Genomic DNA, 13,951 nt, shown 5'->3' with positions numbered 1-13,951 from the left:
AATCTCCGGGGGGTGAATATGTCAAGTTTAGGGGTTGAATGCGACAGACTATTTACCTATTTTTGGAATATGAAGCATATATCAGTACTCGTTCCGTGCGGCGATGCGGCGCTTGGGACCATCGAAGGGCCTTTTAAGTTCTTTAATTTTGTTAATGACTTTCTGGCTGCCATGGGCAGAGCGCCAGCTTTCGACGTGCAGTTAGTGGGTATGACTGCTGATCCTCAGAAATATAGCGGCGTCTTCACAGTTGTACCGGACGTCACGATCCATGATTTGGGAAAGACGGACCTGATCATTATACCCGCCGTGAATGGGGACCGGGAAAGTGTTATTGAAATGAATCAGCCCTTTTTTCCTTGGATCATCAAGCAACATGAAAAAGGTGCGGAAGTAGCGAGTCTTTGCGTAGGGGCGTTCCTGCTTGCGGCCACGGGCATGTTGAAGGGCAAAAGCTGCACGACACACTGGATGTCAGCGTCCGATTTCAAAAATATGTTCCCGGAAGTGAACCTGATGGACAACCGCATTATCACCGACGAAAACGGCGTGTACACGAGCGGCGGCGCGAACACTTTCTGGAACCTCCTTGTATATCTGGTCGAAAAATACGTCGACCGCCAGATGGCTATATACACGACGAAATTTTTTATGATCGAAATCGATCGCAATACGCAGTCGCCGTTCATTATGTTTACGGGCCAAAAGGAGCATGAGGATGAGGAAGTCAGGAAGGCCCAGGAATTCATTGAAAGGAGTTTTCAGGACAAAATTACCGTGGATCAGCTTTCCGAAATGTTTGCCATCGGGCGCCGGAGCTTTGAGCGTAGATTCAAAAAAGCCACTTCCAATTCTGTGGTAGAATACATTCAGCGGGTGAAAATCGAAGCTGCGAAAAAGAGTTTCGAGGTAAGTCGCAAGAATGTTACCGAGCTCATGTATGAGGTCGGTTATACGGATACCAAAGCATTTCGCAGCACATTCAAAAAGATTACCGGACTATCTCCGGTTGAGTACAGAAATAAATATAACAAAAGCCAAATCAGCGCCTGATCATTTCGTTTCGGCGCTGATCACATTGGTTTTTCCTTTTATTTCAATCGTATCAAATGCACCGTCAGGTTTTGCGACAACAGGCTTTCCGTTACTCAGCCAGTTTTTGTATTGGCCTTTTGGCAGAGCAATCACAATCTTCCAGATTTCCTGTTGCTGCGTCAAATCCAGGCTGATTGTGTTTCCAGTGCGCTTGAATGAATAATCAAGCTCATTATTGCCCACAATTACATTTTCCAGGCTGGCCTCATTCCAGGTTGTTGGCATTTGCGGCTGGACACGGATGACCTTTTTTGATGCAAATGGTTGTATACCAAAGAATTGCTGCACAATAGGATAAGCGTAACTGTACACATTCCAGGCCTGCGCCATCATGCCATAGTCCGGCGAAACTTCATAAATGGAGCCAGGAAGCGCAAAACTGAATGACTTGGTCATCCTTTTCAGATAGCCTAATGCCGCATCCGCGCGGCCATAGTTGTTTTCGGAAATGGCTAAGACGCCCGTTGGAAGCGTCATGACTGCGCCCGTGTAAGTAAAAACTTTGTTATTACCGGCGACCGAACTTTCATCTTTTCCAGCCGATTCATCCCGGTCGATGCCCGTTACAAATGCACCAAACGGATTTACAAACTTGGAGGCCGTTTGCAATGCAGCAAGGGCCTTGGATGAATCGGCAACGCCGGTTTCCATCGGTGTGTTTACAACCCAGTTGTGGTGCACAACGAATCCGCGTTTGGCGTCCGTTGTTGAGCCGGTTATTTTTGCTTTTGCAGCTTTCAGCTCTTCTACTGCCCAAGGTTTTTTTAGCGTATCGGCACGAATAATGGCGTCGTTAATCAGCGCAATGGCCTGCTTCGGCGTGCCTATAAAATCCGCATAGGAATTGCTTTCGGGCACCCAAAAATCTTTATTAATCTTCGTGCGGAGCTGGCTGGCAATGGAAGCATAATGCTGGGCCAATTTGTTGTCGCCCATTTCAATGGCCAGTTCAGACGCGTCCGCAAATGCTTTCTGCGTATAGGCTGCTACGTCGGTCATTTCGCTGTTCATGCCGTGAATTTCCATCATGCCAAACCCGTCCGGAAGCAGATTTCCATCTTTGTCATTCTCTTTTAAAAGCCAGTCCAATCCTTTCTTTATTGTTGGAAAATACTTTTTGAGAAATTCCTTATCACCCGTCCAGCGATAAACGTGCGCAATGAGCGAAGTGAATTGTGGGGTTTCATTAATGTTCCCGGGATTGAAAACCGCACCATTGGTTGACGTTTCGTGCATAATCCTGCCATTCCCATTCACTTTTTCCGAAAGCTTGTGAACCACATCAACTGAGCTTTTTACCAGCTCAGGCTGCCCGGTTGCGATGAGTCCTTTGAGGGCATATTCGCTGTCCGCACCAAACCACCAGGGATAATCCGGTGCACCTGCGGAAACGCCACGCCCAACTTCCGGAACATCCCGAATGAGCCAATCGGTGTTATATTTTGTCCATCGGAATGCTTGTTCGAGATTTTTGTCCGGGATAGTAAGCTTCGTTTTTAAGGCAATGGATTGATATCGTTCCTTTTTGGCAAGCAGCAACTTTGGAGCATTGGCTTGGGTTTCTGTGAATGTAGTCCGGGCGTTTTGTTCAGATTTATAAGAGCCGGCAATGGTTATAGGAAGACTTACAGAAGCGTTCGGCCCAATTTCAAGGTGATATTGCAGCGATGCAGAGACGCCCTTTCCCCGCGGTTTGTAATCGCAGGTTATTGCCTTCTGCTTGTGTGATTTGGAAGCCAAGGCTGCTCCAAACATGACAAACCAGTCATTTAAACTATCCTTGGCAATCCAGTTATGCAATGCTTCATCCCAGGTTGCCGCATCCTGCCCGTCGATCATATTGGTTCTTTCACCCAGCCAAACGGGCCTCAAATCCGTATAACCGTTGAAATCAAATTGAATGTCCAATTTTTCATTCCCCTCGTTCATGAAAGTGTATTCCACAACTACCGCTTCTTTGCCATCGGGGACAAACTGAAAGCGCTCAACTTTAAGGCCCGGAAGTCCGGTGGTAAAAATATGTTTGTTCGCAAAAGGGAAGTTAACAAATGTGTCCGCCTTCGTTAAGCAAGCCGACTGATCGCCAACGGTCACGGATGCTGTGAATCCGTCCATCAGCTTAATCGGATGGTCCCAGATCCCGCCCATTTCGCCTGTAACGTGCCAGCCAATGTCCGGAAAAGTGCCGTTTTGATGACCGACCATATAAACGCGGTCGCCGGCAGTAACGTAAGGTGTATTGAGATAGATGCTTTTGCCGCGGATGCTTTCGCTGTCGCTGACGAGACCTTGCAGGTTCTCTGTCTTCTGAACACTTTTGGTGCATTGCAGAAAAATAATGGAGCCAACGCCAAGCAGGAACGGCAATGACAGCAGTGTGCTAATTGCTACTTTCATGAATTAAAATTGTTATCCGGGATTTCAGGCTCGGCTGAAAACGCTCCAAGATAACAATTTTAAATCGTTGGTTTCGCTGGATAAATGAAGCTGCGCGGTTACATATATTTCATCCCCTCGTATCCCAGCAGCCTGCGCCAGAGAGCGATCTGGCCAATGATATTGGCCTCACGATAGGAACTGAATGCGATGATTTCTTTCACCGTATAAGTAACATCCGGGCCCATTTCGATCTTCACGGCCAGTTGTTCGTCCGTTGCATTCACCAGTGCATCGCGCAGGATCGGTGAAATGCGGTCCCAGTCGGCGCGGTAAGTTTCCAGCGTCGGGTAAGTCTCATTATCCTGGATGCCTTTGTTGTCTTTAAACAACTCGTTGCCTTGTTGTTTTTCACTCTGGCCGAATTGTCTGGCCATTTCATAGCGCTGTTCAACGGCGCTTCCCGCAAGCCATGCAATGTGATTTGCCTTCGTATTCAGGCGATTATGGCGGTCGGCATCTGAGATGCCATCCAATGCGCTTTTAAAGTAAGTGGTTTGCAAATCATACAGTTCAATCAACTCATTCAATTTGCTTTCATTTCCAGTTGCCATGATGATGGTGGTGAAGTTTAGAATTGGTAATGCGCTGCTTTACATACCGGTTTTAGCAGCCGGCATGAAGCGTACTTAATGTTTGATTATTTATTCCTGAATGACAGAGAGAATGTTCCCTGCCGGATCTGTGAACCAGGCGATGGATGGTTCTCCGCGTGAAATGTTGTCGGCATCCGTTTTCAGCTCGGGGAAATCATAACTTTCAAATTCGACACCCAGCGCTTTAAGGTCTTTCACCGCCTGGTCAATGTCAGGGACCGGAAAGTTGAGAACTGTGAATGTGGCTGGGGCATGATTTGGTTTTTCGTAAATGATCAAATCATTGCTACCTGCGATATGCAATTGAAGCAGACCCATTTCCTCCATTTCGGAAAGGTCTATTTTAAGGACATCTCCGTAAAATTCTTTGGCTTTTTGCAGATTATCAACTGAAAATCCACTGAATGCTTTTGTTTCTTTGAACATGATTTTTGGTTTTGTTGATGATTAAATATCTCGCTCCGCCTCCATGGCGTCAGCTTCTGTAAAGGCAGGTTCCGGTTTTTTGTATATCTGAGAAAGCTTGTGATAGGCTTTCGACTGCATGGCAATTAAGGTGACGATTAACCCTAACACACCGGTTACTGTAAACAAAAGTGCCAGGCCACGTGCGGTTCCGGTTCCAAACCAGGAGCCGATAAGGTCAACGCCAGCGCCGGTTGTCATAAAGGGAATAAAGATAAATTTTGCGATTGGCCCGATCATAAACGCTGTGATCGGCGACGCAGCCTGTTCAATGCTTTGTGCAAACCCAAAAACGCGGCCCTGTCTTTCGTGCGGAATAACTTTTTGCAGAATGGTTTGTTCCGTCGCTTCAACGACGGGAATCAGGCAGAGGTAAATGAACATGCCAACTGCCAAAAGCACTATGGAAGCCTGAATGGTGAAGAAAATGCAGATCGTCCACATGATAATGTTGGAAACGAATAGGGTTTTCAGCGGCTTCTTGCCAAGTCCTTTTTTTGCCACGACCAGCCCGCCAACAATGAATCCCAGGCTTAATACGCCCCACAATATGCCCCAAACCTGCACGGAAACCAGCGACAGACCGTAAGCGTCCATGAGCGACATAAACACACCGCCGAGAAAATTATTGAAAGTGTTGAAAAAAATAAGCCCGAAAAGCCCGGGTACAAGTCCTACAACCGCAATTGTTCCTTTAATGTCAATGTTTTCCATGTGCGTACCCGTTTGCACAATTTCCTTTTCAGGGATGTGGATCGTGATCAAGTGCAGCAGTACTACGACTGTTAAGCCCACAGCCAGCGCGAGCATCCAGGTCATGCCCATAAAACCGATCACCAACCCGCTGAAAATGGATGCGATCAGGAACGACACGCCGTTCACGGTTCCTACCAAACCATTTGCCTTGTCGCGCTTATCTTCTTCAATTAGAATGGTAACGACCGTCGAAATCGCAATGGCCCGGATGTTGCCTACCAGTGCGCCTAGCAGGCAGAGGACGATCAGTATCCACAAACTGATGTTTGCAGGGTTTTTAAAATCAGCCTCGGGCGTAATAATATAAGTAAGTAACGCCAGCACATACAGGATCAGCGTTACGATCCCGGAGATCATCATGGATGTTTTTTTCTTGTAGCGGTCTACAATGGATCCGAGGAAAAAACCTGATAATGCTACCGTCGCGAAATAGATCCCGGCCATTACCGATGTCGCAATGACGGATCTGGTTTCCAGATATACCCAAAAAGTTACCGCGAACCAAACGAACGTATTCGTCAGGGTCGCGGCAAGGGAATTGATCAAAATGGAATAAAAGGTCTTCATGGCTAATAGTAAGTTGATATGTCAAATATGAAATAGCATCATTTCCGACATTACAAAATTACTACATCAAGCCGTCATGCAAGGTGGTGTTATAGGACAATTTAAGGGTGGAATTGTGCCATTATCTGCATGCATGTTGCGTAACTTTCCTCACGGAACGGTGCTTCTTACCGGCACCGTTTGCTGAACGGGTTGAGTTCGCTGGACAGGCTGTGTCTGAGGTACGTTCTGCCGGGTTGTCGGAACAGTCGTGGTTCTGTTCGTGGTAGTGGTTGTTGTGGACGATGCAGGCTGTGTAACGGGCGCCGTTTGGGTTGTTGTCGTCCCGTTTTGCGTCTGCGTGGTTGTTTGCGTTTGTGTAGCCGTACCTGTCTGTTGTGTTTGTTGCGGCGTTTGCGTGGTAGTTTGTTCCACTTCTGTAACCTGCTCAACAGGCTGCGTAGTCGCGGGTTGATATCTCTCAGGCATTGTGATCGGATCCTGAGAAGTGTTTATTTTGGGCACTTGCCCTTCCGTTACTACCGGAACCGGATCGTTAACCGCTCCGGGGTCAGCAGCCTGGGTTGCTCCCTGAATTTGTCCGGTCGGCTTGGGCTGATATTCGCTGTACGGCCGTGCAGTTTGCCCTGGTCCCGAGCTTGGGATTTTTCCGGTTGGTGCGGGTCGCGACCCGATTTTCTGGGCATGGGATTGAACAAAAAACGCTTCTGTAAAAATGAATGCGGCAATCAGTGTTAGCGTCAGAATCTTCATATAGTGTTGGATTGATTGAATGATAAATGTAATCCTATTCACATTCTTACCAAAACCATTCCAACAACAACAGCGCTGCATCACGTGAATGCAACGCTGTTCGATCTCATGGCTAACAGACTAATATTTTAACGTTCCCAGAATGCCGGCGGCTCTACACCCAGCGCGCGGAGGTAAACGTATCCTTGTGCGCGGTGATGTATTTCATTGTCGATCAGGTACAATAATGTATTCAGGATCGTGTTTGGATACATGCCGAAGGCAGCCTCGGTTTCGTGAAAGCGGTCGGCGGAGATTTGCGGCCATAATGTTTCAATATACTCAGTTACCAGATCCCAGAGGTTTAGTACTTCCTGTTTGGTCGGCGGCGCAGGAGTTGAATGATCGAGCGCAGGCTCACCAAAAGTCCAGTCGCCAAACGCAATGCCGCGAATGCCAGGCGCAGAAAGGCCGATAATTTCCATAGACAACTGCGCAAAAGTGCGCATGCCACCAATAGAAAAGGTGTAAAAATGTTCTTCGGGAAAAGCTTCAATTGTCTTACGAGTCAATCGGCGGTGTCCCTGCCAGTGCACGAGCAATGCGTCAGCATTTAACAGGGATGGAGAAAAAGTTGCTTCGTTTGCGATGTTGTTGGTTTCCATTGTCAAAGGTGTTTGAGTGTTTTTGTTATTGAACACAACAAAGGAAACAGGGGCAGATGACAGCCGTATGTCAGCAGGTTTTGGAGGTTGAAAAATATTTTTTTAAAATAAATCTTTTTTACTAAACACTGTTTATTATATTTACGACGTAAACACTGAAACATGGCGATCAAAGAGAGAAAAGAGCGGGAGAGGCAGGATATGCGCAATCTGATCATTGATTCAGCCACCCAGCTGTTTTTGAAGCAGGGTTATGATAAAACGTCGATTCGGACCATTGCGGAAGACATTGAATACAGCCCTGCTACGATTTATCTCTATTTTAAAGACAAGGATGAAATTTTTTATGTCATCCACGAAAATGCCTTCGCTATTCTGGATAAGCAGTTTCGCAAGCACGACTCGATTGAAAATCCGTTTGACAGATTGATCGCTGTTTGTAAAACTTACGTAAAGTTTGCGATGGATAATCCCGATTACTACGATCTGATGTTCATTATGCGTGCCCCGCTCTCGCAGATTAAGTCGGAAGAAAAGTGGGATGCCGGGGAATGTGCCTTTGAATACGTGCTGGATACGATCGCTGCCTGCCTCGAAGCGAATCTGATCAAACCAATGGACAAGTATGTCCTTGCGATTTCTGTCTGGTCCTTTGGCCACGGATTGGTTTCCTTATATGTGCGTGAAAGATTATCCGTGATGGAAATGCCTGACGATGTAATGCTGATAATGATGGAAAGTTCCGTCAACTTTTTTTTAGAAAATCTGAGAGTGTAAAAAAAATTTAGCCATGAATGAACACTGTTTACTAAATGAACGTCATTTACGAGCGCGTAAATGGCGGGATCGCTTGCGATGGAAATTGCTTTTTGTGATAGCGATGATCAGTTTTTCCAAACCGCTTTTTGCCCAGGACCGCATACTGGATGCATATGTCAGCCAGGGACTGAAAAATAACCAGGGACTGCGGCAGCAGGATTTTTTGCTGCAAAAAAGCCTGTATGCGTTGAAGGAGGCGAAAAGTTATTTTCTACCGGAGGTTAATTTCAACACTTCCTATCTGGATTCGAGAGGAGGAAGGAAGATCAGCATTCCGATCGGTGACTTGCTGAATCCGGTTTATACGTCGCTGAACCAGCTCACCAATTCAACTGCATTTCCGCAGGTGGAAAATGTGAACCAGACATTCAATCCCAACAATTATTACGATGCCAAATTCAGGACATCACTGCCGCTCTATAATCCGGAGATAGGGGTTAGTACGAAGATCAGGAAAGAACAAATTAACTTTCAACAGGCTGACTATGATGTTTATAAGCGTGAGTTGGTTAAAGAAATAAAGTTGGGTTATTATGCTTATCTGCAATCCGAGGAAGCAATCCGGATCCTGGAAAGCGCTGTGAATCTGGCCCGGGAGAATCTGCGATTCAACCGCGTATTGGTGAGCAATGACAAAGCGATCCGCACAGTTGTCAGCAGGTCGGAGAATGAATTGATCGGCTTGGAAGCGAGGTTGGAAGAAGCGAAATATCAATCTAAAAGCGCAACTGCCTATTTTAACTTTTTGTTAAACAGCCCGCTGGATACAAAAATTGAAATGGTCGAAACCATTCAAAATGAGCCAACCGCCGGAGGCAATGCATTTAACAAGAGAGAAGAATTGTTAAAACTGGAATCATTAGCGAAGATCAACACGCTGTCCGGCCAGCTTGCGAAGGCTTCCTCGCTGCCCAAACTCGCAACGTTTATAGACCTGGGTTCGCAAGGTGATTTCCTGAATTTCAATAATGATACGCGTTATTATTTCTTCGGCTTGACGCTTGACTGGCGGGTTTTTGCTGGTAACCGCGTGCAATACAGGACCAAGCAAGCACTCATGGACAGCAAGGTGACCGGCGAGCAGATCAGCCAGGCGGAGCAGCAGCTGGAACTGCAATCCCAGACCGCTTCAAACAAGTTGAACGCCGCCATTCGCATTTTCCAGGCGTCCAAAAGCCAGACAGCGCTTTCACAGCAATATTACCAGGATCAGCAAAAGCTTTACCGCGAAGGGCAACTGCTTTACATTGAACTGCTTGACGCGCAAAACCGGCTCGTAAGCGATCAGTTGCAGCAGAGTATTTCTTATATGATTATGCAAACGCGTTCGGCCGAGCTGGAACGTGCGCAGGCCAGTAATCCATTTTCAAATTAAACATGCCATGAAAAAAACAATCAAAACAAGCATTATCCTGATTCTGCTTTTGGCAGCGTTAGGCGCGTGTAAAGAAGAAAAAAAGGTTGAAGAAACGGATTCGACCATTCCGGTGAAGATCATTAGTTCGGCAGCATTAACCCAGTCGCAGCCGGTGCAAACCTCTGGCTTGCTGGGTTCCGAAAACGAAGCGCATCTTTCCTTTAAAATAGGAGGGATTATTCAGGATGTTATGGTGAAAGAAGGGGATAGGGTGCGTAAAGGGCAACTTCTGGCAACACTCAATGCAACAGAGATCGCCGCACAAATGGCACAGGCAGAGGAAAACTTCATGAAAGCCAAGCGCGACGCACAACGCACGCAAAATCTGTTTCGCGACAGTGTGAACACAAAAGAACAATTGGAGAACAGCCTTACTTCGCTGAATGTTGCTGAAAAGCAACTGGAAATTGTCCGGTTCAACCTTTCGCAGGCCAAAATATATGCGACTACGGACGGTGTGGTCATTCAAAAATTGCAGAATGCAGGTGAACAGGTGCAGGGCGGCGCGCCGGTGCTTTTCATAAGCAGCACGAGCAACAAAGACTGGGTGATTAAATGCGGCCTCACGGATAAGGACTGGACGAGATTAAAAGGCGGAGAAAAAGCCGAGATCATTTTCGATGCATATCCGCAGACCTTTTCAGGAAGTATAGCAACACTTTCCCAAGGCAGCGACACAGGTTCTGGCCTTTATCAGGCAGAAATCAGGCTCGATAAGCAGCCTGCAAAGCTGGCGAACGGTCTTTTTGCAAAGGTGAGTATTTACCCGAAACAAAAAACGGAAATGATATCGGTGCCGGTGGATGCATTGATCGAAGGCGAGAGCGACAGCGCTTTTGTGTTCGTTGCCGATAATGGCAAGGCTTTGAAAAAGCAGGTGAAAATTGCGTTTCTGGAAGGGGAAGAGGCTTTCATTCTTTCAGGAATTGATGCGGGAGCGAAGATTATTCGGGAGGGTTCGGCATATCTGGCAGATGGTTCGGCGATTAAAATTGTCCAGTAACATTCAAATCACTACGTTATGAAATTACCTGAATTTGCTGTCAAAAATTACCAGTTTACGCTGGTGATTTTTATGGCTGTGCTGGCGCTGGGCGTTTATTCGCTCTTTACAATGCCGCGCAGCGAGGACCCGGACATTCATCCGCCTCAATTTACGGTTGTGATCGTTTATCCCGGCGCAAGCCCCAAAGACATGGAACAGCTTGTGGTGGACCCGATGGAGAAAAAGATCAACGAGCTGGACGATATGAAGCATGTGATCACCGACATCCGCGATGGATTGGCCGTGATGCAAGTGCAATACAAATACAGCTCCGATCCTGATGATAAGTATCAGGAGCTTGTCCGTGAGATCAATAGCCTGAGAAACAGTCTTCCTGCCGACATTAACGACATTCGGATCAACAAACAGATCCCGTCCGATGTGAGCATTTATCAATATGCATTGATCAGTGAAAATGCTTCCTATGCGCAGTTGAAAAAGTATTCCAAGGACTTCAAGGAACGGCTGGAAAAGATAAAATCATTAAAGAAAGTGGACTATGCCGGCTTTCCCGAACGGCAGGTGAATGTGAGCCTGAACCTTGAAAAGATCGCACAGCAAAAGCTCACGCAAAACCAGATCATTAATGCATTGCAAAGCGAGAATGTCAACATTCCCGGTGGAAGCATTAGTATGGCGACCAAAAAGCTGAACATTAAAACCAGCGGTAATTACCGTACGCTGGACGAAGTGGCCAACACGGTCGTTTCCACTTCCGGCGGAAAGGTCGTTTATCTCAAAGACGTTGCGGATGTGAAACTGGGTTATGAAGACGAAACGCACATTACGCGCTTGAATGGGTTCAGGTGCAGTTTTGTGAATGTTAGTCAAAAGGAAGGGGAGAACATTATAGCCGTCCAGGATCAGGTTTTACCGGTTGTTGCAAAATTCGAAAAAGAACTTCCTGCGAACATTGAGCTCGTAAAGGTTTTTGATCAGGCTAAGAGTGTCGACCATCGTTTATCGCATTTTGCCAGGGATTTTGGCATTGCCATCCTGCTAGTTCTGCTCACATTGCTGCCTTTGGGCTCGCGGGCCTCTGTTGTTGTAATGATTTCTATTCCCCTTTCGCTGAGCATTGGGCTCACAATAATGAACTTGCTGGGTTACAATATCAATCAGCTGAGCATTGTGGGGATGATTGTGGCATTAGGCATCCTGGTGGATGACAGCATTGTGGTTGTAGAGAACATTGAACGCTATCTGCGGCTCGGTTATGGTCGGGTGGAGGCTGCGGTGAAAGCGTCGTCACAGATTGGCATGGCGGTTGTAGGCTGCACCATTTTATTGATTTTTGCTTTTCTCCCGCTGGTTTTCCTGCCCGAGGGAGCGGGGGATTTCATCAGGAGTCTGCCGCTTTCAGTGATCACCACGGTTTTCGCTTCCATGCTTGTGTCGCTGACGATCGTTCCGTTTTTGTCTAGTATCCTTTTGAAAAAACATGCGAGCGCAGAAGGAAACTTCTTGTTGCGCGGAATGAAAAAGGGCATTCACAAAACATACGGAAGTCTTTTGGACAAAGCATTAAAGTGGCCTGCTACAACATTGGTACTGGCCGGGCTGATCTTTGCAGGTTCGCTGGCGCTTGTTCCCCTGATCGGGAACAGCTTATTTCCAAAATCCGAAAAGCCCATGTTCCTGATCGACATTGAAACACCGCAGGGCACGAACCTGAAAAAGACGAATCAGGTTACGCGCTACGTGGAAGGGATTTTGAAAAAAGAGCCTTTGATAACTTCTTTTGCAACCAATGTTGGGAAAGGCAACCCGCGGGTTTATTATAATGTGATCCAGCGCAACGAAAGCGAAAATTTCGCGGAAATCTTCGTGCAGGTGGAAGGCCTTGAAACCGAGGAAAAAGTAGAGGTGATTGAGCGGTTAAGGAAAAAATTGGAGCGTTATCCGGGTGCAGAAATCAAGGTGAAGGATTTTGAGCAAGGACCATTGATCGAAGCCCCGCTCGCTTACCGCGTTTATGGTGAAAACCTGGACGACCTGCGCAAAACGGCATTCAGGGTAGCAGATATGCTGAGCAAGACGGAAGGGACCATTTATGTGAACAACCCCTTGCAGGTTCAGCCGACGGACCTGAAAGTGAACATTAATAAGCAAAAAGCGGGAACGCTGGGCATTTCGTCCGCCGATATTGATCGGACTGTGAGATTAGGCGCTGCGGGCTTGAATGTGGCCACTTATCGGGAAGACGTAGGCAAGGCTGATAATTATAATGTGAATGTGTCTGTGTCAAGGAATGCTGCGGTCCAGGATTATGGTGTATTTGATAAATTATACGTGACGTCAGCATCGGGCGCGAACATTCCTTTGAAAAACGTCGCGACCATTGAATTCGAAAGTTCGCCGAACCAGATCCGCCATTATGACAAGGATCGTTATGTGACCGTTTCATCGTTTGCGAAGCCCGGTTATAATGTGCAGCGCATGAATGAAGACATCACCGCGAAGCTGGGACAGTTTAAATTTGAGAAGGGCCAGACATTTACGGTGGCAGGTGAAAAGGAAAGCCAGGAAGAAAGTTTCGGCGGACTCGGCTTGATCATTTTGGTAACCATCTTTGGCTTCCTGGGTGTTCTTATCCTGGAATTTAAAACATTTAAAAGCATCCTCATTGTGCTGTCGGTGATCCCGCTCGGAATAGTGGGCGGTTTGGCCATGCTTTTCCTGACGGGTGAGACGCTTTCGTTCACGGCGACAATCGGTTTCATTGCCTTGGTGGGGATTGAGGTGAAAAACTCGTTGCTGGTGGTAGATTTTACCAACCAGTTACGGGCGCAGGGAATGGGGATCGAAGAGGCCATTATCGAAGCGGGGGAGATCCGGTTTGTGCCGATATTACTGACTTCCATGACGGCGATTGGCGGATTATTGCCGCTGGTGATCGAATACAGCGCGCTTTACTCACCGCTGGCCCTGGTCCTGATCGGCGGATTGATCAGCTCAACATTGCTTTCTAGGCTTGTTACGCCGGTAATGTACAAGCTTTTGCCACCATCCATCGAGCATGTAGCAAAAGAAGAAGCGGTTTTGGAACCCCAGTTTTAAAGTTCCTGAGCAATTTTTAAACGAAATAAAAGCACCAGCAAGAGGAACGCGGTTCTATTGCTGGTGCCTTTGTAATATATGACGAGGAAGGCTTAGCGTGCGCTAAGTTGTTGAGACATCACTTGGTGCATCCGAGCTTTTTTTTGCGCGTTCCCCACTTGTCCGCTGTGCCACCGGCAAACTGAAAGAATCAATAAGAGAATAAGCAGGAAAGATTGCAAAAAGAAATACTTGTACTTAACCAGTCGCATGGATTTCACAGAGAAGATGTCTAACAAGTCAAATGTAGAAATATCTC

Annotated in this window: 11 protein-coding genes; 5 read left to right on the top strand and 6 right to left on the bottom strand. The window is 46.9% G+C overall.

The genetic code is table 11. From position 1 onward, the window contains the following. The first annotated feature begins 69 nt into the window (after window positions 1–69). Entirely contained in the window at window positions 70–1,053 is a 984-nt protein-coding gene (locus NFI81_RS06000) for a GlxA family transcriptional regulator (RefSeq protein ID WP_234613461.1), read from the top strand. Here NFI81_RS06000 and NFI81_RS05995 read toward each other — a convergent pair whose 3' ends face one another. The 6 genes from NFI81_RS05995 to NFI81_RS05970 form a co-directional block, all read right to left on the bottom strand. Beyond that, a complete protein-coding gene (locus tag NFI81_RS05995) occupies window positions 1,054–3,492 on the bottom strand; it encodes an alpha-L-rhamnosidase-related protein (RefSeq protein WP_234613462.1) in 2,439 nt (812 codons plus the stop codon). 98 nt (window positions 3,493–3,590) lie between these two features. After that, window positions 3,591–4,085, bottom strand: a complete 495-nt coding sequence (locus tag NFI81_RS05990; protein ID WP_234613464.1) for a DinB family protein — start codon at window positions 4,083–4,085, stop codon at window positions 3,591–3,593. 90 nt (window positions 4,086–4,175) lie between these two features. Further along, window positions 4,176–4,553, bottom strand: a complete 378-nt coding sequence (locus tag NFI81_RS05985; RefSeq protein ID WP_234613465.1) for a VOC family protein — start codon at window positions 4,551–4,553, stop codon at window positions 4,176–4,178. A gap of 21 nt (window positions 4,554–4,574) precedes the next feature. Next, entirely contained in the window at window positions 4,575–5,915 is a 1,341-nt protein-coding gene (locus NFI81_RS05980; RefSeq protein ID WP_234613466.1) for an MFS transporter, read from the bottom strand. Window positions 5,916–6,065: 150 nt separating this feature from the next. Continuing rightward, window positions 6,066–6,668, bottom strand: coding sequence for a hypothetical protein (locus tag NFI81_RS05975; protein WP_234613467.1), 603 nt, complete (start codon window positions 6,666–6,668; stop codon window positions 6,066–6,068). Window positions 6,669–6,796: 128 nt separating this feature from the next. After that, window positions 6,797–7,312 (bottom strand): DinB family protein, encoded by a 516-nt coding sequence (locus NFI81_RS05970; RefSeq protein ID WP_234613468.1) that lies wholly within the window; start codon window positions 7,310–7,312, stop codon window positions 6,797–6,799. 162 nt (window positions 7,313–7,474) lie between these two features. On the opposite strand from NFI81_RS05970, the gene NFI81_RS05965 reads away from it, so the two are divergent. The 4 genes from NFI81_RS05965 to NFI81_RS05950 are packed head-to-tail and all read left to right on the top strand — an operon-like array spanning window position 7,475 to window position 13,653. Next, entirely contained in the window at window positions 7,475–8,089 is a 615-nt protein-coding gene (locus tag NFI81_RS05965; RefSeq protein ID WP_234613469.1) for a TetR/AcrR family transcriptional regulator, read from the top strand. A gap of 13 nt (window positions 8,090–8,102) precedes the next feature. After that, window positions 8,103–9,506, top strand: a complete 1,404-nt coding sequence (locus NFI81_RS05960; protein WP_234613470.1) for a TolC family protein — start codon at window positions 8,103–8,105, stop codon at window positions 9,504–9,506. Between the two features lie 7 nt (window positions 9,507–9,513). Next, the gene (locus tag NFI81_RS05955; RefSeq protein ID WP_234613471.1) at window positions 9,514–10,551 is read left to right on the top strand and encodes an efflux RND transporter periplasmic adaptor subunit; all 1,038 of its coding nucleotides are present in this window, start codon (window positions 9,514–9,516) and stop codon (window positions 10,549–10,551) included. Between the two features lie 18 nt (window positions 10,552–10,569). After that, window positions 10,570–13,653 (top strand): efflux RND transporter permease subunit, encoded by a 3,084-nt coding sequence (locus tag NFI81_RS05950; RefSeq protein ID WP_234613472.1) that lies wholly within the window; start codon window positions 10,570–10,572, stop codon window positions 13,651–13,653. Window positions 13,654–13,951 lie beyond the last annotated feature (298 nt).

Source organism: Dyadobacter fanqingshengii (genome assembly GCF_023822005.2).
Lineage (GTDB): Bacteria > Bacteroidota > Bacteroidia > Cytophagales > Spirosomataceae > Dyadobacter > Dyadobacter fanqingshengii.
This window is presented reverse-complemented; position numbering and strand designations above follow the sequence as displayed.